Raw genomic sequence first — 20053 nt, forward strand, 5'->3', positions numbered from 1 at the left:
CAGGTTAGATCACGCGTCGATTGGGTACGTACCCGCTTCATGGCGGAAGCGCGGGTCGAAGCGGGCGTGCCGGTCACCGCGGGTTGGTTCGTGGTCAACGCGGCCGACGCGCCGTGGCTGCACAACGAGATGCGCGCCGTGTGCAAGTTCGGGGGCGAGGGCGAGGCGCACTTCGACGACCTCGGCGTCGCTTTGTATTGGCTCGAGCCGGGGCAGCCGATGGCGATGTACCACCACGAGGCAGGGCAGGAGGACTTCCTGGTGCTGCGGGGACGCGCCCTGCTGATCGTGGAGGGCGTCGAGCGTCCTTTGCGCGCGTGGGATCTCGTGCACTGTCCCCCGCGGATGCCGCACACGATCGTCGGCGGTCCCGAGCCCGCGTTGGTGCTGGCCGTCGGCGCGCGCAAGGAGCGCGGGAGCGCGCGCTATCCGGTCGAGCCGGCGGCGATCCGTCATGGCGCGGGCGTCGCGTCGGCGGACGAGGCACCGTACGCGCGCTTCAGCACGCCGCGGCTCGGGCCGCCTCCGCCGGTCTTCTAGATCTCTTCCCGCTTGTAGGTGCGGCCGCCGTGCTCCTTCAGGATCGGGTTGATCTTGGCCAGCGCGGCGGTCTTGAGCTTGCCGACCTTCTGCAGGTCCGCGTCCGAGCACTTGGAGGCGCATTCGCGGTTCTGGCGCAGGGACTCGGTGATCGCGGCGTCGAAGGCCACGAGCGCGGCCTTGAGCTGCTTGTCGTCCGCCTGTTTGTCAAGCGCGCGGATGTCCTTCAGGAGCTTGGAGCGGTTGGCGATCGCGGCCTTCATGTCCCCGCTCACCGCCGACTTGCGACCTTTGGCCGAGAACCGCACGAGCTCGTCGAGCGTCTTGACCTGGGCCTCGATCGGGGCGGCCGTGGCCTTCGGCTTCGGGGTCTTCTTCGGCGTCGGCTCGGGCGTGGTCGCGACGGGGGTGTCCACCGGCGCGGCGACCTGCTTGGGCTCGTCGCCGCCGGTGAGCACGACGACCGCGGTGGTCACGATCGCCGCGAGCAGCACGATCGCGGCGACGATCCCCGCCGTCTTGCCGTCGATCCGCGAGCGGTTGGGGTTGACCGGTTCGGCGGCGCGCTTCTTCGGCTGTGTCGTCTCCTGCGGGGCGAGCGCGGGGAAGCCATGGCGCGTCTCGGCATAGCCGGGTGGGCGGTCGGCTTCCGGGGCTCGTTGCGCGGCGGCCGCGGCCTCGCGGGGCGTCGCGTCGGGCTGCGCGATGTCGGCGGGCTTCTCGCCGGTGTCCCAGTCGGGGCGCGGTGAGGAGATCTTCCAGAGCGAGGCCGCGGTGACGTAGCCGGGCGGCGTCTCGTCGGAGGGGTGGGCTTCGTGGGGCGGCTCCGCGGGCGCGGGCGGCTCGGGCGCGGCGGGCTCGGGCGCGGGCTCCGGTGCCGGCGGCGGCGCGGCGTCGGCGGGCGGGTGCGGCGAGGGCACCACGGGCGGCGCGGCGGCCGCGGGCGACGGAACGACGGGCGGCGGCGCGGCGGCGAGCGGATCTCCCGAGCCCATGCCGGCGAGCGGGTCTCCCGCGGCGATCCCCGGTCCCGCCGGCACGGCGGGCAGCCGGCCCGACATCAGCGGGTTCCCACTCCCCACCGACGGCCCGGCGTTCGGGTCCGGCGGAGGCGGCTCCGGCGGCGGGCGGAGTGTCGGCGCCGTGACCGCGGGCGGCTCCGGCGCCGGCCGCAACGCCGGTCCGGTCAGCGCGTTCGGCTCCGGGATCGGGGGCGGCTCTGGCGGCGGTTTCAACGCCGGCGACGTCAGCACCGAGGCGGGCATCCCGCACGCGTCGCACACCGCCGCGTCGGCGTCCAACTCGGTCCGGCAATAAGTGCAGATCTGGCGCCCTTCACTCATGTCGTGCGGGCGAGCCTAACCGCACCGGCGAGCCGCGTGGGCCTCACCGGTGCGGTCGGTGCGCATCAGGCGGCGTGCTCGTGCCAGTTCTGACCGACCTGCCCACCGCCGCGGAACCGCAGCTCCACGGTCCCGTTGGACTGGCGGGTGAGCGACGTCAGCGTCGCCCGATTGTCGAACCGCCCGTCGTTGGTGAACCCGCGGGTCCACTGCTGGTTCTTCGACGACGCGTTGCAGATCGCCAGGAACGGCCGCGTGTTGCCGACCGAGGCGGACAGGCACATCTGGTTGCTGAGCCCGACCGTGCTGGCGAGCTTGTACGTGGCGAACCCGCCGCCGACGTCCGTCTTGATCCACTTCTGACGCGAAGCGTTCACGTTGGTCGGCGCGAGGCTCACGCTCGTGCCGAACGCGCTGACCGGACCGGTGAGGGACTCGCCGGTCGCCGTCGAGGCGTGCAGGCGGACCGTCGTCGTCGCCGCATCGGCCTGCGAGGCCATCGGGACCGCGATCGCCAGCATCGTGCCGAGACCGACGAGAGTGGAACGGAGAGAGATCACTTGGTTGCTCCTTGAGGGATCGTTGATGCCTGCAAGGACGCGGCGTTCCGGGAGCCATTCCTCGGCGAGGGGGAGGCGGGGGACCTCCAGGGGGAGCTACTCGAAGAGCTCGGGATGCGTCGCGGGAGCGATGCAGTGCCACGTGTTCACGGGCGGATCGATCATCCGCTCCGTGAACGGGATGAAGCGCGGTTCGATTCGTGTGGTCGCCTCGACCGCCGCCTCCGTCACCGACCAGATGTCGTCGGCGTCCTGCACCGAGAACTCGAGCGACTCCGGGTTGATCCAGATGAAGAGCGTGGTGTCCCCGATCGTCGACCACCCGGGCTGCTCGATCCCGGGCGCGACCTCACTGCGCGGCATGTCGGGGTTGTGCGGGTTCTCGCGCGGCTCGGCACCGACTGCCGCCACGATCCCGAGCGCGTCCTCGACGGAGTGGATCCGCAAGTGAAGCCTGAGCGTGTCCCCATCCCCCGCGTGCCCACCGAACGCGCGGCAGAACCGGAACCAGCGCAGCCGCTTCGCCCACGCTCCGAGCTGCTCCGGCGTGTGCTCTTCGAACAGATACTGGCGGGCCCGCTCCTCGATGGTGTGAGGTTGTAGACCATGTCGTCGTCCAACCAGCAGATCCGCCTCGCCGCACGCCCCGTCGGCCTGCCGAAGCCCTCCGATTGGGAGCTGACCACCGAGCCGGCGCCAGGAGCCGGGCCGGGCGAGTTCGTCGTCGCAGTCGACTACCTCTCGATCGATCCCGCGATGCGCCGCTGGATCGACGCCAGCCCGTTCTATTCCGCACCGGTCGCCATCGGAGATGTGATGGAGGCCGGTGCGGTCGGGCGCGTCATCGCCTCCGAGCATCCCGGCTACGCGGTGGGAGACCACGTGTACGGCGGCTTCGGCGTCCAGGAGCTCGCACGCTCCGACGGCGCGGGAGTGACGAAGCTCGAGCCGCTGCTCGCCCCGCTCACCGCCTACCTCGGCGCACTCGGCATCCCGGGCCTCACCGCCTATTTCGGCTTGCTCGACATCGGTCGCCCGAGCCCCGGCGACACCGTCGTGATCTCGGGCGCGGCAGGCGGGGTCGGAAGCGTCGCCGGCCAACTCGCCCGGATCAAAGGCGCCCGCGTGATCGGCATCGCCGGCGGGCCCGAGAAGACCCGCTGGCTCACCGACGAGCTCGGCTTCGACGCCGCGATCGACTACAAGCGCCAGGACGTCACCGCCGAGCTCGACGACCTCGCGCCCGACGGCGTCGACGTCTTCTTCGACAACGTCGGCGGCGAGATCCTCGACGCCGTTCTGACGCACCTGGGCCGCGGCGCTCGGGTCGTCCTCAGCGGCGGCCTTTCGCAGTACAACGCCGAGCAGCAGCGAGGCCCGTCCAACTACCTGGAGCTGCTCCGCACGCGATCGTCGATGACCGGCTTCATCACCCCCGACTACGCCGACCGCTACCCGGAGGCCCTCACCGACCTCGCCGGCTGGCTGCGCGACGGCCGCCTGATCTCGCGCGAGCAGGTGATCGAGGGCGGCGTGCGCGCCTTCCCGGACGCGCTGGTGCGCCTCTTCGCGGGGGAGAACCTCGGCAAGCTCATGGTCGCGATCGCCCACTGACCCACTTGAAAGCAACGGCCGTTGCGACCACACGCGCTACCGTCGTCGGTTCCCGATCGAGAGGGCCGATATGGCCGGTGCGACCATCACCTTCAGAGTCGACGACGCCGAGCGCCGCGAGCTCGTCGCCCGCGCCGCGCGCGAGAAGGTCAACTTGTCCGACTACATCCGGGTTCGGCTGGGGCTGCGTGCCCAAGGCGCTCAAGGAGACCTCGACGTGGAGATCGGCTCGGAGCTCGAGCGGAGCCTGCAAGCGCAGGTGGCCGACCACGAACTGCGCCTGCAGGCCCTCGAGGCCGGTGGTGGCGCCGAGCGCGGGCAGGCGTGACGGGCAGACCCGCGGGACGCGTGGCCTTCCACGCGGTGCGTCGAGGCCTCCGGCGGGGCGTTGGACCACCGCTGGAGACCTCGGAAACCGCGCCCTAGAGCGCCGTGCGCCGAAGAGCCGACGACCGGACTCGAACCGGTGACCCCTTCATTACGAGTGAAGTGCTCTACCAGCTGAGCTACGTCGGCGCAGGGCGCAGGGTAGCGAAGGATCGGGCTACATTCTCGGCGTGTTGCGACGAGTCGCGAAGTTCGCGGTGGTGGCGACCGTTGCGGCGCCTGGGTTCAGCAAGGAAATCGGGGATGGCGACGTCTTCCGGTGGACGCATGCCGGCGGGATCGGAGCCCTGATCGGCGCCGCGTGGACGGAGGGCGAGGCGGCCGAGCGACAGATCAGCGTCAGCGACCAGGACGTAACCGAAGCGATCGCGCCCCCGCACGACGGGCTCAACGCCAAGGACCGCCGCTACGAGGCCAAGGTCAGCCTGCTGGATGCCGCGCTCAAAGCGCCGATCCTGCAACAGGCGGCGCAGTCCGTCACGCAGCAACAGATCGACGACTACGTCACACAACACCCGAAGCTCGCGCCCGAGCAACGACGCGTCCGGGCGATCGAAGCACGCAGCACCCAAGAGGCGAGACGCATCAAAGCGGCCATCCAGCGCGGCCTGACGTGGCGAGCGGCGGCGCGGCGCTATAGGACGGTCGTGACGCACGATGTCGGCGACGTGAACATCGACCGGGCGCCGGTCCACACGGTCCTCCGGTTCAGGCGAACTGTCTTTGAGGTGACCAGCATCCGGCCTGCGAGGCCCCTGCCGATCGACCAGCAGAAGGCCCAGGCGTGGGAACTCCTGGCGGGCGAGGCGCAGCAGCGCGCGGCCAACGAGTTCGAACAAGCGATGCAAGCGAAATGGCGTCCACGCACGACTTGTGCGGCCCCCGCGAGCGCGAAGGACTTCTGCAGCAACTCCCCAACGGGCTAGAACCGTCCCACCCGCGAGCACAGCGCCGAAAACTCGTACATCCGCCGAAGTTCGGATACCTCCGTTGTTGCGCTGATCGTGCGTCCCTATCGTCGCTGCAACAACCGTTGACGAAGGGGCTCGGCGCCCCATGTCCGAAGTACGAGGAGCAGAGTGTTTGATGCGGTGGCCACGGATGGTCCTCCGCCCCCGGGATCGAGGGGGGCGCGTGTGAGCGATCGCTTCCAGCGATCGCGGGTGCCGATGTTGCCGACGGTCTTGTTCGCGGATGCGAGCGAGGACTACCGGTCGATGGCGCGGGATGCGCTCCTCGAAGGCCGGAACGCGACCGACATGCGGACGGTCGCGGATGGGACGGAAGTGCTCGCGTATCTCGAGCGGGTGGGCGCCACGAAGGGTGCGGTGACACCGGCGCCGAGCCTGATCGTCGTCGACGCGGATCTGCCGGGCACGCCGGCAGGCACCGAGTTGATCAAGGCGCTCAAGAGCAACCCCAAGACGAGGCGGATCCCGGTCGTCGCGCTCGGCGCGGACGACGACGCGGCAAAGGTCGACGCCGCGTACGAGGCCGGCGCGAACACGTACATCGTCAAGCCGGTCACGTTCCTGGCGCTCGTGCGCCTCATGAAGGTCTTCACCGCCTACTGGCTGGAGACCGCCGAACTCCCGCAGGACCAGGACAGCGCCTGATGCGCGTCCTCGCCGTCTCCGCCGACAACGCCCGCCACGCCCCCGTCCGCGCACTGCTGCGGGCCGAGGAGGTCGAGCACGTCACGACGCTGGACGCGGCGAAGCAGGCGGCGACGCGGACCCACTACGACGTGATCCTCGTGGACCGCGAGATCGACCCGCCGGGCACGGACGGTCTCGACCTGGCGGCGCAGCTCGTCCAGGCCGCCAGGCAGACGCCGGTGATCGTGCTGACGCACACCGCCGACAAGCAGGCCGACCAGAAGGCCGTCGACGCCGGCATCGCGGACTTCCTGCTCGTCCCCGGTCTGTCCTCGGACCGGCTCGAGCACGCGATCCGCTACGCGATCACCCACCAGAGAACCCTCCAGAGACTCGCCGAGTCGGAGGAGCGCTATGCCCTCGCCCAACGCGGCTCCAATGACGGCATCTGGGACTGGGACCTGACCCGCGACACCGTCTTCTACTCGCCGCGCTGGAAGAGCATGCTCGGCTACAAGGAGCACGAGGTGCAGTCGACCCGCGGGGAGTGGCTCGGCCGCGCCCACAGGGACGATCGCGCCCCGCTCACCCACGCGCTCGACGCCTACGCGCGCGGCGACAACTCCATCGAGAACTTCGAGTTCGAGCATCGCCTCCAACACCGGGACGGCGAGTACCGATACATGCTCGCCCGCGCCACGGCGGTGCGAGACGCCGACAAGAAGGCCACCCGGATCGTCGGCTCGCTCACCGACGTCACCGAACGCCGCGAGGCGGAACGCCGCCTGCAGCACGACGCGCTCCACGACACGCTCACCGGCCTCCCCAACCGCACGCTCTTCATCGATCGCGTCGACCAGTCGATCCGCCGGGCGCTCAGAAGACACCCGGACACCTGCGCCGCGGTGCTGTTCCTCGACCTCGACCGCTTCAAGATCGTCAACGACTCGATGGGGCACGCCGTCGGCGATCAGCTCCTCATGTCGGTCGCCAAACGCCTCGAGGCCGCCCTGCGGCCCAACGACACCGTCGCCCGCCTCTCCGGCGACGAGTTCACGATCCTGCTGGACGACGTCAACGAGGCCCGCGAGGCGACGATCATCGCCGAGCGCGTCCTGCACTCCCTGCAGGCGCCGTTCCTGCTCGACGGGCGCGAGGTCTTCATCGGCGCCTCCATCGGCATCGCGCTCGCGACGGCGCGCAGCCACCCCGAGCAGGTGATGCGCGACGCCGACGTCGCGATGTACCGCGCCAAGGCGGACGGGAAGGGCCGCCACGCGGTCTTCGACGCCGAGATGCACGAGCAGGTGATGCGCCGGCTCAATCTCGAGCACGAGCTTCGCAGCGCCATCGAGAACGGCTCGCTCGAGGTCGGCTACCAGCCGATCGTGCAGGCCGCGACCGGCCGCATCGTCGGCTTCGAGGCGCTCGGGCGCTGGCCGCATGGCGAGCCGGCGGAGGTCTTGGCGATGGCGGAGGAGACGGGGCTGGCCGTCCCGCTCGCGCGTCAGGTGATGAGGACCGCGTGTGCGCAGCTCGCGGGCTGGCGCGAGCTGCCGCGCGGGGCGGGCCTCACCGTGGGCGTCAATGTCAGCGGGCGGTCGCTGGCGGAGCCCGACTTCATCCCGCACCTGCGGCGGACGCTCGCCGAGACCGGGCTCGACGCCCGCGCGCTGAGGCTCGAGGTGTCGGAGGCGGATCTGACCCGCGGGCGGGCGGATGAGGCGACGCGCCAGGTGCTCGAGCAGACGCTCGCGCAGGTCGGCGTGCGCACGCACATCGACCACTTCGGGACGGGCGCGTCGCCGCTGCGGCTGCTGCACCGCTTCCCGGGCGACGCGATCAAGATCTCGCCCGCGCTCGTCGCCGGGATCGGCCACGACGCGGGCGCGTTCGAGATCGTGCGCGCGGTGGTGGGACTGGCGCACAACCTCGGGCTCGAGGTGATCGCCGAAGGCGTGGAGAAGCGCGAGCAGCTCGACTATCTCAAGGTGCTCGGTTGCGAGTTCGCGCAGGGCCCGCAGATCGCTCCCACGCTCACGGCTGAGGGAGCGCGGGCGCTGCTGGAGTCAACAGCGCCCTCGCACCTACCGGTCTAGTAGCGCGTCGGCTCGTCGCGACGGGTGGGCACGTCCTCGCGGTCGAACCGGGCGGGGCGCTCGTTGGGGGCATCGTCGAGCGTGCCGGCGCCGTTGCGCTCGTGACGGTCGTCGACACCGTCGCCGTCGCGATCGTGGCGACCCGCCACGTCGGCGAAGCGATCGCGCTCTGACTCGTCGATCAGCTCGTCGTCGGCCATGCCGCGCTCGTGCAGGCCCGCACGCTCCTGGTGCAGCTCCGCCTGAGCTCGCTCGGCCTCCGCCTCCTTGGCGGCGATCCGTGCCCTCTGTTCGGCCTCGGACGCTCGCGCCTCACGGGCAGAAGCCTCGGCACGCTGTTCCTCGGCCGCGCGTTCGCGGCGGGTGTTGAGCTCTCGCTCACGCTTCTGCATCTCGGCCTTGGCACGCATTCGCGGAACCATGAACGCGAGAAGAGCGATCACGATCAACGCGACGACGACGATGGCGATGATTGCGCCGGTGGTCATCGGAAACCTCCTTCGCTGGGGTTGCTGTCAGCCTTCCCGTCGATGCCCACCGAGCAAACCGCCCCGACGTTCGACCTGCAGGCGCACTCCACGCATTCGGACGGGACGCTGCCGCCCGCCGAGGTGGTCGAACGGGCCGCGAACGCCGGTGTGACGCTGTTCGCGCTGACCGACCACGACACGGTCGACGGGGTCCCGGAAGCACTCATCGCGGCGCGTGTTAAGAACATCGACCTGATCCCGGCGGTCGAGCTGTCGTCCGTGCACGACGCCTATGAGGACCTGCACATCCTCGGCTACGACCTCGACCACACCGACAGCACGCTGCTCGACGCGCTGGAGGACTTCCGCGCCGACCGCGTCCGCCGCATCTTCGCGATGGCCGACCGCCTCAGGGAGCTCGGCTTCGCGCTCGACGACACCGCGATCCGCGCCCACGCCGCCCCCGGGCGCCCGCACATCGCCGACGCGATCCTCTCCCACCCGGCCAACGCCGAGCGTCTGCGCGACGAAGGCATCGACGGCAAGAACGCGCTCTTCCCCGCCTACCTGGTCCCGGGCGCGCCCGGCTACGTGCGCCGCACGCGGCCGACGGTGCACGACGCGATCGACGTCATCCACGCCGCCGGCGGCCTGGCCGTCTGGGCGCACCCGTTCTGGGACCTCTCCGACCCCGGCGACACGCTGCGCGCCTTCGCGCGCGACGGCCTCGACGGCGTCGAGGCGTTCTACGTCTCCTTCACCGAGGAGCAGACGATCGCGCTCTACAACGCCGCCCGCGCGCTCGGCCTACTGACGACCGGCTCGACGGACTTCCACGGGCCGGCGCACGAGCACTTCAATCGTTTCCGTGGGTTCAGCCTGTACGGCCTGGAACCCGACCTCGGCAGCCTCGGCCAGTAGCGCCTTGACCTGCGGCGCGCACCCGCCGCAGCCGGTGGCGGCACGGGTCGTGCGCTTGACGTCGTCGAAGTCGCGGCACGCCTGGATCTGGCTGCGCCGCACGCCGTTGCAGACGCAGACGAGCGGGTCCGCGTCGCCCTCGGTCGCGAACGCGGGCGCGTCGCCGAGCACGATCGTGCCGACGAGCTCGCCCGCGCGGTAGACCTCGCGCCGGTAGTGGCCGGCGCGCGTGTCGAGCGCGATCACCTCGTCGTCGCCGTCGAGCTCGCCGCTGCAGAACAGGTCGATGCCGGCGACCTTCAGCCGCGTGGCCGCGCGGGCGGGGAGGTACGCGGCGGGGGTGCCGGCGATGTCCGCCGCGGCGGCGCGCGCCATCGCCAGCGCGGGAGCGACGAGGCCGACGAGCACGCCGCGGTGCTCGGCGCACTCGCCCACGGCCCAGACGCCGGGGACGTTCGTGCGCAGCGAGTCGTCGACGAGGATGCCGCGGTCGATCTGCACCCCCATGGTGCGCGCGAGCGTCGTTTCAGGCTGCACGCCGGCGGCGACGATCACCAGGTCGGCGGCGATCGTCGCGCCCGTGCTGAGCTCGACGCGGTCGTCATGGATCGCGGTGGTCATCGCGTCGCACGCGACGTCGATGCCCTGCGTCGCGAGCGCGCGCTCGAGCATGCGGCCGGCGGTCGCGTCGAGCTGGCGCTCCATCAGCTGCCCGGCGAGGTGGACGACGGTCACCGCGATCCCGCGGTTGGCCACCGCCCGCGCGGCCTCCAGGCCGAGCAGCCCGCCGCCGATCACCACCGCGCGACGCGCGCCGTGGGTGCGCCCGCGGATCGTGCGCACGTCGTGGCGGGTGCGGAACGCGATCGCCCGCTCGATCCCCTCGATCGGCGGGATGAACGGCTTCGAGCCGGTCGCGAGCACGAGCGCGTCGTACGGCACCTCGCCGCGCGCCGTCCGCGCGACGCCGTCGCGGGCGTCGAGGATCGCGCCGCAGAGCGTGATCCCGCGCTCGCGATACCAGCGCTTGTCGTGCAGCGGCAGGTCCGCCGCCTCGCGCACGCCCGCGAGATGGTCGGTCAGGCCGACGCGGTCGTAGGGCAGCCCGGACTCGTCGGACGCGATCGTGATCGCGAAGTCGCCGTGCTCGAGCAGGGTCTCGGCGGTCGCGACGCCGGCGGGGCCGCCACCGACGATGAGGACGCGCCGCGGGCGCGCGGCGGTGCGCGGCGAGGCCGCCGAGCCGGGCGCGGCACCGCGCGCGACGCCGTGGCGGCGCGCGACGACGGGCTCGACGCGGATCGCGATCGCCTTCAGGCCCGGCTGGCGAGACACGGGGTCGGTCTCGCGGTGGGTGAGGTCGTTGACGCCGCCCGCGCCGGTCGGCGCGTGCAGCGCGCCCCAGTGGAACGGCGCGAACGCGACCCCGGGGCGCAGGGAGTCGACGAAGCGGGCGCGCAGCTTCACCGAACCCCGCCGCGAGACGACGCGCACGATCTCACCCTCGCCGACCCACGCCCGCCGGGCGTCGTCCGGATGGAGCTCGATGAACGGCTCGGGCTCGGCGGCGACCAACTCGGGCGACTTCGCGGTGCGGGTCATCGTGTGCCACTGCGACGCGATCCGGCCCGTCGTCAGCACGAGCGGGTGATCGGCGTCAGGCGGATCGGCCACACCCACCGGCGACGCGGGCGACAACGCCGGGCGCCCGGAGGCCGTCCAGTAGCGACCGTCCGTGTACAGCCGCGCCGTACCCGGGTCATCCGCGGACCGGCACGGCCACTGGATGGTCCCCTCGATGTCGAGCCGGTCGTGCGAGACGCCCGACTGGTCGCACGGCCGCCCCGCGGTCAGCGCGGCGAACTCGTCGTACACCTCGGCGGCCGAAGCCCAGTCGAAGCCGGAGAAGCCCATGCGGCGAGCCGCCGCCGCGAAGATCTCCCAGTCGGCGCGCGCCTTGCCCGGCGGCGCGATCGCCGCCCGCATCAGCGTGATCCGCCGCTCGGAGTTGACCATCGTCCCGGCCTTCTCCGGCCACTGCGCCGCAGGCAGCACGACGTGGGCGAGCGAAGAGGTCTCGGTCGGGTGGTAGGCGTCCTGCACCACGACGAGCTCCGCCCGGCCCAGTGCCTCCCGAGCGCGCGCGGCGTCGGGCATCGAGACCGCCGGGTTGGTCGCGCAGATCCAGACCGCCTTCACGCGGCCGTCCTCCAGCGCCTCGAACAGGTCGGTCGCGGGCAGGCCCGGCTTCTCGGAGATCGACCCGGCCGGCAGTCCCCACGCCGCCTCCACCTCGGCCCGGTGATCCTCGCGCACGACTTTGCGGTAGCCCGGCAGCAGGTGTGCCAGCCCGCCCGTCTCGCGCCCGCCCATCGCGTTCGGCTGCCCGGTCAGCGACAGCGGCCCGGCGCCCGGGCGCCCGATGTTCTGAGTCACCACGCACAGGTTCAGCAGCGCGCGGTTGATCGCGACGCCCTCGATCGACTGGTTGGCGCCCATCGACCACAGCGCCATCGACGGGCCGGCGGCGAAGACGGCAGCCGCCGCGGCGATGTCCTCCGCGGCCACCCCGCACGCCGCCGCGGCCGACTCCGCGGTCCACTCCCCCGCCAACTCGTGGCCGGCGAGAAGCGCGTTCAGCAGCGCGAGATCCGTTCCCGGCGCGATCTGCAGGTGGAGGTCGGCGGCGGCGGCCGCATCCGTCCGTCGCGGGTCGACCACGATCAGCGTCGCGCCCCGCTCCTGCGCCGCGACGATCCGCCCCCAGAGGATCGGATGGCAGGCCGAGGCGTTCGAACCCAGCAGCAGGATGCAGGACGTCTGCTCCAGGTCGGCATACGCCGGCGGCGGCCCGTCCGCTCCCAGCACCGCGTCGTACGCCGCCACGGCCGAAGACATGCACAGCCGCGAGTTCGAGTCGACGTTGTTGGTGCCCAACCACCCCTTGGCGAGCTTGTTGACCGCGTAGTAGTCCTCGGTCAGCAGTTGCCCGGAGATGTAGAAGGCGATCGAGCCCGGCCCGTGCTCGGCGCGGATCGCCAGCAGGCGCGAGGCCACGACGTCCAGCGCGTCATCCCACGACGCGTCGACGAACCGCTCGTCCAGCGCGTCGCGCACCAGCGGCCGCACCGCGCGATCGGCGGCGCGAGAGGCCGCGGGCAGCGCCAGCGGCTTGCGGCAGGTCAGCCCACGGTTGACCGGATGGTCCTCATCGCCCCGAACGGCATGCAGACGCCCGCCACGCACCTCGGCGACGAGCCCACAGCCGACGCCGCAGTACGGGCACCCGGTCCTGACGGTCATCAGACCGGGGCGTCCGCCAATCGTGCCCAGCCACGGCGCCACATCGGACGCAGGACGCCCACCCCGATGAACGCGGCCAGCGCGACCAGGGCGACGAGGGAGAGCCCCGCGCCGTACCCGCCCATCGAGTCGTGCAGCCCGCCCAGCGCGATCGGCAGCAGGAAGCCGCCGAGCCCGCCGGCGGCGCCGACCAGACCGGTCACCACGCCGATCCGCGCCTGGAAGCGCAGCCCCACCAGCTGGAACGTCGCGCCGTTGCCCAACCCCAGAGTCGCCATCACGACCGGGAACCCGACCGCGGCCCAGCCGAGCGGCGGCAGCGAGGAGAGGAGCAGGAGCAGCGGCGCCGCCAGCCCGTAGACGAAGGTCAGCACGCGCGTCCCGCCGAAGCGATCCGCGAGATGCCCGCCGAACGGCCGCACCAGCGAGCCCGCCGCGCCGCCGACCGCTGCCAGGGACGCCGCGTCGACCTTCGAGAGCCCGTACTGGTCGTGGAAGAAGATCGGGAGGAAGCTCGAGAAGCCGACGAACGCGCCGAACGTGACCGCGTACAGGCCGCACAGGCGCCAGGTGTCGCCCTCCCGGAGCATCGAGCCGAACAGACCGAGCGTGAGCCGCTGCGCCGGCGCGGGCGGCTCCTTCGCCAGCACGCGGAACGCGATCAGGACCAGGGAGGCCGGGATGATCGCCAGCCCCATCGTCGCGTGCCAGCCGATGTGCTCGGCCACCCGCGGCGCGATCAGCGCGCTCGCGACCGTGCCCGAGTTGCCGGCGCCGGCGATCCCCATCGCCAGCCCCTGGTAGCGCGCGGGGTACCAGCGGCTCGCCAGCGGCAGCGAGATCGCGAACGACGCGCCCGCGACGCCGAGCAGCACGCCCACGCCCAGCAGCTGGCCCGGCGTCGTCGCCCCCAGCCAGCCCCAGAGCAGCGGCGCGATCGCGATCAGCATCGAGATCGTGCCGACCCGGCGCGGGCCGAACCGGTCCGCCAGCACGCCGAACGCGATCCGGCAGACCGCCGCCGAGAGCAGCGGAACGGCCACCAGCACGCCCTTCTGCGACGCCGACAGCCCGAGGTCGTCGGCGATGTATGCGCCCAGCGCGCCCAGGATCACCCAGATCGCGAACGAGATGTCGAAATGGAGGAGAGCCGCGACCAGAGACGGCGTGTGGCCGGCGCGCCGGAAGTCGTGCATACGCATGACCGATTGGATCGGCTGATCCGCTCTCATCTTCAGTGCGCTTGAATGAGTGCCATGGTGCGCATCGGCATCCTCGGTGCGCTCCAGATCGAGCGCGACGGGGCCGCGGTCGAGATCGCCGGCGGCCGTCTGCGGGCGCTCCTCGCACGGCTCGCGCTGGCCGGCGGCAAGCCCGTCAGCACCGGCGCCCTGGTCGACGCCGTCTGGGACGACGAGCTCCCTTCCGACCAGCAGCACGCGCTGCAATCGCTGGTCTCCCGCGCCCGCCGTGCGCTCGGCGACGCCGACGCGATCGCCCCCGCCCCCGGCGGCTACACCCTCACCGCCGACGGGGTCGACGCGCACCGCTTCGAGCAGCTCGCCGCCGAAGGCGCCAGCGCCCTGCGCAACGGCGACCCGCAGCGCGCCGCCGACACCCTCGACGAGGCTCTCAGGTTGTGGCGCGGCCGCGCGCTCGCCGACCTGAACTCGCAACCGCTGCAGGCCGCGGCCGCCCACCTCGAGGACCAGCGCCTGAACGCGCTCGCCGACCGCGCCGAGGCCGAGCTCGCCCTCGGCCACGGCGCCAAGCTCGTGCAGGAGCTGGAGGCGGCGCTGGCCGAGCACCCGCTGCACGAGCGGATCGGCGCGCGGCTCATCTCCGCCCTCTACGCCGCCGGCCGCCAGGCCGACGCGCTCGCCGCCTACGAGCGCATCCGCACCCGCCTCGACGAGGAGCTCGGCGCGCTTCCCAGCCCTGAGCTCCAAGAGGCGCATCTCAAGGTCCTCAAGGGCGACACGCCCAAGCCGCGCGGCAAGCGCAGCAATTTGCGGGCGCCGGTCACGAGCTTCGTCGGCCGCGACAACGAGATCGCGCGGATCGGCGACCTTCTGGAGAGCTCCCGGCTCGTCACGCTGGTCGGTCCCGGCGGCGCGGGCAAGACCCGCCTCGCGGGCGAGGCGCTGCAGCCGTGGGTGGAGAAGGTCCACGACGGCGTCTGGATGGTCGAGCTCGCGCCGGTCACGGCCGAGGTCGAGATCGTCCCCGCCACGCTGGCCGCCCTCGGGCTGCGCGAAGCCGCCGTGCTCGAGCGCCGCGACATGCCCGTGCGCGACGGCCTCGAGCGCCTGCTCGACACGCTCGAGGCGCGTGAGACGATCCTCTTCCTCGACAACTGCGAGCACCTGATCGGTGGCGCCGCGGAGCTCGCCGACCAGCTGCTGGCCGGCTGCCCCGACCTGCGGATCGTGGCCACCAGCCGCGAGCCGTTGGCGATCGCGGGCGAGAACCTGATCCCGATCCCGCCGCTCGGCGACGACGCGATCCGGCTGTTCAAGGACCGCGCTCAGGCCGCCTCACCCGGTGCCGAGCTCGACGACGACCTCGTCGCCGAGATCTGCCGCCGCCTCGACGGGCTGCCGCTGGCGATCGAGCTCGCCGCGGCGCGCCTGCGCACCATGCCGATCGAACAGCTCGCCGCCCGCATCGACGATCGCTTCCGGCTGCTCACCGGCGGGAGCCGCGCCGCGCTCCCGCGCCACCGCACGCTGCGCGCCGTGGTCGACTGGAGCTGGGGCCTGCTGGAGGAGCACGAGCGCGAGCTCGCCCGCCAGCTCGCGGTGTTCAACGCGGGCGCGACCGAGGAGTCGGCGGCGGCGGTCACCGGTGACCCGCATGTGCTCGACGGCCTCGCAAGCCTGGTCGACAAGTCCCTGCTGCAGGTGGTCGGCGACCGCTACCGGATGCTCGAGACGATCCGCGAGTACGGGCTCGAGAAGCTCGACGACGCGGGCGAGCTCGAGTCCACGCGCACCGCGCACGCGCGCTACTTCGCGCAGGTCGCGGTCGACGCCGAGCCGAAGCTGCGCACGAGCGACCAGCACGAGGCGTTCCAGCGGCTGAAGATCGAGCACGACGACGTGATCGCCGCGCTGCGCTGGCTCGGCGAGTCCGGCGATCGCCGGACCGCGCTGCGGCTGGTCGTCGCGCTGCTGTGGTTCTGGATGCTCACCGGCGCGCAGGACGAGGCCCAGACCTGGGTGCGCTTCGCGGTCGAGGTGCCCGGCGACGCCGACCCGGTCGACCTGCTGATCGGCGAAGGCATCCTGGCGATGATCGAGGCCGCGACCGGCGGCCGCGAGGCCGGCGAGCAGCTCAAACCGCTGGCCGAGCGGGTCGAACGCGAGAGCGATGGACGCCCGCTGCTCGCTCTGGCCCGCGTGATCCTCGCGCTGTTCTCAGGTGACGACGACATCGCCCAGGCCCGCCTGGCCGAGACGCTGGAGCATCCGGACCGGTGGACGCGCGCGGCGGCGATGTTGATCCGCGCGCACGTGGCCGAGAACAGCGGCGACCAGGAGCACATGCGCGCCGACCTCGAGCAGTCGATGGTCCAGTTCCGCGAGATCGGGGACAACTGGGCGCTCGGCATGACGCTCTCCTCGCTCTCGAGCTGCCTGATGATCGCCGACGACCTCGACGGCGCCGAGACCGTGCTCGACGAGGCGACCGAGCTGCTGGACACGCTCGCCAGCCAGGACACCGCCTCGCTGCTCTGGTTGCGACTGGCGGAGGTGAACATCCGCCGCGGCAACTTCGAGGCGGCCCGCGAGCACGTCGAGCATGTCGTGGCCGAGGCCGACCTGCGTCGCGAGGAGGCCGTGATCGTGCGCGCGACGCTCGCCCGCATCGAGCTGCTGGCCGGGAACACCGACCGCGCCCGCGAGATCGTCGACGGTCTGCGCGAGCGGGTCAGCGGGCTCCCCGACGCCCGCCCCGACCAGGAGCACGCCCGCGCCTTCACGCAGGCGATGATCGCCCGCATCGCGCTCGAGGACGGCGACCTCGACGCCGCCGCGCAGGTCATCGACCGGGCCATCGAACTGGCGGTGGCGACGACCGATATGCCGATCGTCGCCATCGTGGGCTCCACGTCGGTGGAGCTGTCCTTGAAGCTCGGGCGCGTCGAGGACGCCGCCGAGCAGCTCGGCGCCTGCGTCGTGCTGCGCGGGGCGGAAGACCGGTCCAACCCCGAGCTCGCGTGGCTGTACGAGGCGATCGCCGGTCATGAGGCGGCCTACGAGCGGGGCCGCGGGATGACCCGCGACGCCGCCATCGCCCGCCTCGCATCATGCGCGCCGGTTGTAGGCGCGGAGGGCCAGCGGGACGAAGACCGCGACGAGCGCGCCCATCCAGCCGACGGTCCAGAGGACGTCTGAGGCCTCGACGCCGCCGAGCAGCAGCCCGCGCAGGCTGTCGACCAGGTGCGTCATCGGGTTGATGTCGGTGAAGGTCTGCAGCCAGTCCGGCAGCGTGTCGGTCGGGACGAACGTGCTGGCGCCGAACGTCAGCGGGAACAGCGCGAGGAAGAGGATGCCCTGGACGGAGCCGGGCGTGCGGGCCAGCATGCCGATGAAGACCGAGACCCAGCACAGGCACAGCGCGAAGCCGATGGCGAGGGCGCAGGCGGCGAGGACCTGGAAGACGTCGGTCTCGGCGCGGAAGCCGATGATGTAGCCGAAGCCGAGCGTGATCGTGATCAGCAGCACGTAGCGGACGATGTCGCCGAGCACGGCGCCGACCAATGGCGCCGAGCGCGCGATCGGGAGCGATTTGAAGCGGTCGAAGACGCCCTTCTCGATGTCGGAGTTGAGGTTCACTCCGATGGCGACGCCGCCGAAGGCGATCGTCTGGGCGATGATGCCGGGGAGCAGGAACTGCAGGTACTCGTGCTGGGAGCCGCCGGAGATGGCGCCGCCGAACACGTAGGTGAACAGCAGGATGAAGATGATCGGCTGGAGCGTCACGTCCAGCAGCGCCTCCGGGTTGCGGTAGACGCCGATCAGGTTGCGTTTGGCCAACGCGGCCGAATGGCGGGCGAGGCGGATCATGCGGGGACCTCCTGGGGCTTGCGCGTGAGCGCGAAGAACACCTCGTCGAGGCTGGGCAGGTGCAGGGAGAGCTCGGTGACGGCGATGCCGGCGTCGGTCAGCCGGTAGACGGCCTCGGCGAGCACGGCGTCACCGGCGACCGGGACGCTGACGGTGCCGCGGGCGGGATGGTCCGGCCGCGCGCCGCTCAGCTCGGCGACGATCAGCTCGACCTCTTCGAGGCGGGCGGGGTCGACAGGGCGGACCGAGAGGGTCTGGCCGCCGACGATGCGCTTCAGGCCGTCCGGCGTGTCGTTGGCGATCACGCGGCCGTGGTCGATGACGGTGATCTCGTCGGCCAGCGCGTCGGCCTCCTCGAGGTACTGCGTGGTCAGCAGGACGGTCGAGCCGTCGGCGACGAGGTTGCGCACGACGCCCCACATGTCCTCGCGCTTGGCGGGGTCCAGCCCGGTCGTGGGCTCGTCGAGGAAGACGATGCCGGGGCGGCCGACCAGGCTCGCCGCGAGGTCGAGGCGGCGGCGCATGCCGCCGGAGTAGGTGCGGGCGGGGCGGTCGGCGGCGTCGGAGAGGTCGAACCAGGCGAGCAGCTCCTGGGCGCGCGCCTTGCTCTCCTTCTTCTTGAGGTCGAGCAGCGCGCCGATCAGCTCGAGGTTCTGGCGGCCGGTGAGCAGCTCGTCGACGGCGGCGTACTGGCCGGTGAGGCCGATGTTCTCGCGCACCCGGGCGGGCTCTTGCGCGACGTCATGGCCCGCGACGATCGCGGAGCCTTCGTCGGCCTTGAGCAGGGTGGCGAGGATGCGCACCGCGGTGGTCTTGCCGGCGCCGTTGGGGCCGAGGACGCCGTGCACGGTGCCCGTGCGGACGGCGAGGTCGACCCCGTCGAGCGCCTGCGTGTCGCCGAAGCGCTTGCGCAGGCTCCGGGCTTCGATGGCGTAGTCCATGGCAGCAGCATCGGCGGTGGCGCTCGCACGCCACTCGCACGCCGCTCACACGGGCGTGACAGCTATGCGAGGGTCTCTTCGAGGCGGTACGCGAGGGCCTCGCACGCCAGCTCCTCGCTGACGTTGAGGATCAGGCGGGCGCGGGTGTCGTCGACCAGCTCGATGGCCTTGCGGAGCGCCTTCTCGTCGCGGCCGGCGTCCTCTTGGAGGGCGTCTTGCCGGTCGGCGTGGAAGGCCAGCTCGGGCACTCCCGCCGCGAGGCAGGTGAGATCGCGGTACCAGAGGCCGGTGAGCTGGAGCGCGTGGTCGAGCGCCTGCGTGGCGGCGCGCCGGTCGGCTCGGCGTGCGCGCTCGGTGAACTCCGTCTCGCGCCGCTTGTGCTCCTTCTTGGGCAGGTACTGGAGCTCCTCCACCAGCGCGACCTCGATCTCCTCTTTGGCCTTCTGGCCTTGGAGGCGCGCGCGTTCGAGCACGGTGCGCCAGGGGCGCTCGGTCCCGGTCGTGCCTTGGAGCGGCGCGCGGGCGAGGCGTTCCGCGGCGGCCCGGAGCGCGGGTCCGTCGCCCAGCGCGAGCGCGAGCGCCTTGTTCGCGTCGCCGAGGCTCAGCCGCGCGGCCGCCTCCGCGGTCTCGGGCGGCACTCCCCGCGACTGCAGCTTCTGCGCCAGCTGGCCGGGCCCGGGCGGGTCGAACCGCACCGCCTGGCAGCGGCTGGCGATCGTCGGCAGCACCTGCGTCAGGCGGTCCGTGAGCAGGAGCAGCACCACGTACGCGGGCGGCTCCTCGAGCGTCTTGAGCAGCGCGTTGGCCGCCTCGTCGTTCATGACGTCCGCGCGCTCGAGGACGAAGATCCGGTGGGTCGCCTCGAACGGCGTGTGCGCGGCGGCGGCCACGACCGCCTCGTCGACGTCCCTGCGCAGCATCTCGTGCGCGCCGCTCGGGGTCACCCACGTCAGGTCGGGGTGGCTGCCGTGCTCCGCGCGGGTGCGGACGTTCTGCGGGTCCTTCGCACCGCGCGCGAGGAGCTCGCCGGCGAAGGCCCGGGCGGCCGCCCGCTTCCCGGAGCCTGCAGGCCCGTGGAGCAGGTACGCGTGGGCGGGCGCGTCCTTGAGCGCCGCGCCGAGCACGGCCTTGGCGTGTGGGTGGTGTTCGAGCGTCGCGAGCACGGGTGATTGATCCTAGGCGCCGCGCCGGTTGTCAGACTCAGC

17 protein-coding genes and 1 tRNA gene are annotated in these 20053 nt (G+C 72.1%); 8 read left to right on the forward strand and 10 right to left on the reverse strand.

Features of this window, described 5'->3' with window-relative positions; all coding sequences use genetic code 11:
- Nucleotides 1–39: 39 nt before the first annotated feature.
- Nucleotides 40–540: a cupin domain-containing protein gene (locus G569_RS45185; RefSeq protein ID WP_037494251.1), complete on the forward strand. Its 501-nt coding sequence runs from the start codon at nucleotides 40–42 to the stop codon at nucleotides 538–540.
- Here G569_RS45185 and G569_RS0103235 read toward each other — a convergent pair.
- From G569_RS0103235 to G569_RS0103250, 3 genes are all read right to left on the reverse strand, one after another.
- Nucleotides 537–1841: a hypothetical protein gene (locus G569_RS0103235; protein WP_157591782.1), complete on the reverse strand. Its 1305-nt coding sequence runs from the start codon at nucleotides 1839–1841 to the stop codon at nucleotides 537–539. The genes G569_RS45185 and G569_RS0103235 overlap by 4 nt on opposite strands.
- A 107-nt stretch (nucleotides 1842–1948) precedes the next feature.
- Nucleotides 1949–2443 carry a hypothetical protein gene (locus G569_RS0103245; RefSeq protein WP_028062351.1) on the reverse strand — a complete coding sequence of 165 codons (495 nt, stop codon included), beginning with the start codon at nucleotides 2441–2443 and terminating at the stop codon, nucleotides 1949–1951.
- Between the two features lie 96 nt (nucleotides 2444–2539).
- Nucleotides 2540–2890 (reverse strand): hypothetical protein, encoded by a 351-nt coding sequence (locus G569_RS0103250; protein WP_028062352.1) that lies wholly within the window; start codon nucleotides 2888–2890, stop codon nucleotides 2540–2542.
- Between the two features lie 159 nt (nucleotides 2891–3049).
- On the opposite strand from G569_RS0103250, the gene G569_RS0103255 reads away from it, so the two are divergent.
- Together G569_RS0103255 and G569_RS0103260 are read left to right on the forward strand one after the other, a co-directional pair.
- Entirely contained in the window at nucleotides 3050–4057 is a 1008-nt protein-coding gene (locus G569_RS0103255) for an NADP-dependent oxidoreductase (RefSeq protein ID WP_028062353.1), read from the forward strand.
- 70 nt (nucleotides 4058–4127) lie between these two features.
- On the forward strand, nucleotides 4128–4385 hold the full coding sequence (locus G569_RS0103260) for a hypothetical protein (protein ID WP_028062354.1): 258 nt from the start codon (nucleotides 4128–4130) through the stop codon (nucleotides 4383–4385).
- Nucleotides 4386–4500: 115 nt separating this feature from the next.
- On the opposite strand, the gene G569_RS0103265 is transcribed toward G569_RS0103260, so the two are convergent.
- A tRNA-Thr gene (locus G569_RS0103265) sits at nucleotides 4501–4573 on the reverse strand.
- Between the two features lie 41 nt (nucleotides 4574–4614).
- Here G569_RS0103265 and G569_RS0103270 point away from each other — a divergent pair.
- The 3 genes from G569_RS0103270 (at nucleotide 4615) to G569_RS45190 (ending at nucleotide 8141) form a co-directional block, all read left to right on the forward strand.
- Entirely contained in the window at nucleotides 4615–5370 is a 756-nt protein-coding gene (locus G569_RS0103270; protein WP_157591783.1) for a hypothetical protein, read from the forward strand.
- A 210-nt stretch (nucleotides 5371–5580) separates the two neighbouring features.
- Nucleotides 5581–6060, forward strand: coding sequence for a response regulator (locus G569_RS0103275; RefSeq protein WP_053225770.1), 480 nt, complete (start codon nucleotides 5581–5583; stop codon nucleotides 6058–6060).
- Nucleotides 6060–8141: a putative bifunctional diguanylate cyclase/phosphodiesterase gene (locus G569_RS45190; RefSeq protein ID WP_053225771.1), complete on the forward strand. Its 2082-nt coding sequence runs from the start codon at nucleotides 6060–6062 to the stop codon at nucleotides 8139–8141. The genes G569_RS0103275 and G569_RS45190 overlap by 1 nt, the downstream gene beginning before the upstream one ends.
- Here G569_RS45190 and G569_RS0103285 read toward each other — a convergent pair.
- Entirely contained in the window at nucleotides 8138–8629 is a 492-nt protein-coding gene (locus G569_RS0103285) for a hypothetical protein (RefSeq protein WP_028062357.1), read from the reverse strand. The genes G569_RS45190 and G569_RS0103285 overlap by 4 nt on opposite strands.
- Nucleotides 8630–8671: 42 nt before the next feature.
- On the opposite strand from G569_RS0103285, the gene G569_RS0103290 reads away from it, so the two are divergent.
- Nucleotides 8672–9532: a PHP domain-containing protein gene (locus G569_RS0103290; RefSeq protein ID WP_028062358.1), complete on the forward strand. Its 861-nt coding sequence runs from the start codon at nucleotides 8672–8674 to the stop codon at nucleotides 9530–9532.
- Here the strand turns inward: G569_RS0103290 and G569_RS60770 are convergent.
- Both G569_RS60770 and G569_RS0103300 read right to left on the reverse strand, forming a co-directional pair.
- Nucleotides 9419–12835 carry a molybdopterin-dependent oxidoreductase gene (locus G569_RS60770; RefSeq protein ID WP_157591784.1) on the reverse strand — a complete coding sequence of 1139 codons (3417 nt, stop codon included), beginning with the start codon at nucleotides 12833–12835 and terminating at the stop codon, nucleotides 9419–9421. The two genes, G569_RS0103290 and G569_RS60770, sit on opposite strands and share 114 nt — an antisense overlap.
- A complete protein-coding gene (locus G569_RS0103300) occupies nucleotides 12835–14037 on the reverse strand; it encodes an MFS transporter (protein ID WP_028062359.1) in 1203 nt (400 codons plus the stop codon). The genes G569_RS60770 and G569_RS0103300 overlap by 1 nt, the downstream gene beginning before the upstream one ends.
- Before the next feature lie 45 nt (nucleotides 14038–14082).
- Here G569_RS0103300 and G569_RS45200 point away from each other — a divergent pair, with 45 nt between their 5' ends.
- On the forward strand, nucleotides 14083–17235 hold the full coding sequence (locus G569_RS45200; protein WP_084284096.1) for an ATP-binding protein: 3153 nt from the start codon (nucleotides 14083–14085) through the stop codon (nucleotides 17233–17235).
- On the opposite strand, the gene G569_RS45205 is transcribed toward G569_RS45200, so the two are convergent.
- The 3 genes from G569_RS45205 to G569_RS0103320 form a co-directional block, all read right to left on the reverse strand.
- Complete coding sequence (locus tag G569_RS45205) at nucleotides 17146–17907, reverse strand: ABC transporter permease (protein ID WP_037494255.1); 762 nt, start codon at nucleotides 17905–17907, stop codon at nucleotides 17146–17148. The genes G569_RS45200 and G569_RS45205 overlap by 90 nt on opposite strands.
- The gene (locus G569_RS0103315) at nucleotides 17904–18848 is read right to left on the reverse strand and encodes a daunorubicin resistance protein DrrA family ABC transporter ATP-binding protein (protein ID WP_028062360.1); all 945 of its coding nucleotides are present in this window, start codon (nucleotides 18846–18848) and stop codon (nucleotides 17904–17906) included. The genes G569_RS45205 and G569_RS0103315 overlap by 4 nt, the downstream gene beginning before the upstream one ends.
- A 62-nt stretch (nucleotides 18849–18910) precedes the next feature.
- Nucleotides 18911–20011 (reverse strand): DNA polymerase III subunit, encoded by a 1101-nt coding sequence (locus tag G569_RS0103320; protein ID WP_028062361.1) that lies wholly within the window; start codon nucleotides 20009–20011, stop codon nucleotides 18911–18913.
- Nucleotides 20012–20053 lie beyond the last annotated feature (42 nt).

Origin of the sequence: Solirubrobacter soli DSM 22325 (assembly GCF_000423665.1) — a bacterium.
Lineage (GTDB): Bacteria > Actinomycetota > Thermoleophilia > Solirubrobacterales > Solirubrobacteraceae > Solirubrobacter > Solirubrobacter soli.

Excerpts from the sequence above, each read along its gene's own strand:
- G569_RS60770 (WP_157591784.1), bottom strand. The coding sequence starts at position 12,835 with ATGACCGTCAGGACCGGGTGCCCGTACTGCGGCGTCGGCTGTGGGCTC.
- G569_RS0103260 (WP_028062354.1), top strand. The coding sequence starts at position 4,128 with ATGGCCGGTGCGACCATCACCTTCAGAGTCGACGACGCCGAGCGCCGC.
- G569_RS0103315 (WP_028062360.1), bottom strand. The coding sequence starts at position 18,848 with ATGGACTACGCCATCGAAGCCCGGAGCCTGCGCAAGCGCTTCGGCGAC.
- G569_RS45205 (WP_037494255.1), bottom strand. The coding sequence starts at position 17,907 with ATGATCCGCCTCGCCCGCCATTCGGCCGCGTTGGCCAAACGCAACCTG.
- G569_RS0103290 (WP_028062358.1), top strand. The coding sequence starts at position 8,672 with ATGCCCACCGAGCAAACCGCCCCGACGTTCGACCTGCAGGCGCACTCC.
- G569_RS0103300 (WP_028062359.1), bottom strand. The coding sequence starts at position 14,037 with ATGCGTATGCACGACTTCCGGCGCGCCGGCCACACGCCGTCTCTGGTC.
- G569_RS45185 (WP_037494251.1), top strand. The coding sequence starts at position 40 with ATGGCGGAAGCGCGGGTCGAAGCGGGCGTGCCGGTCACCGCGGGTTGG.
- G569_RS0103285 (WP_028062357.1), bottom strand. The coding sequence starts at position 8,629 with ATGACCACCGGCGCAATCATCGCCATCGTCGTCGTCGCGTTGATCGTG.
- G569_RS45200 (WP_084284096.1), top strand. The coding sequence starts at position 14,083 with ATGAGTGCCATGGTGCGCATCGGCATCCTCGGTGCGCTCCAGATCGAG.
- G569_RS45190 (WP_053225771.1), top strand. The coding sequence starts at position 6,060 with ATGCGCGTCCTCGCCGTCTCCGCCGACAACGCCCGCCACGCCCCCGTC.
- G569_RS0103255 (WP_028062353.1), top strand. The coding sequence starts at position 3,050 with ATGTCGTCGTCCAACCAGCAGATCCGCCTCGCCGCACGCCCCGTCGGC.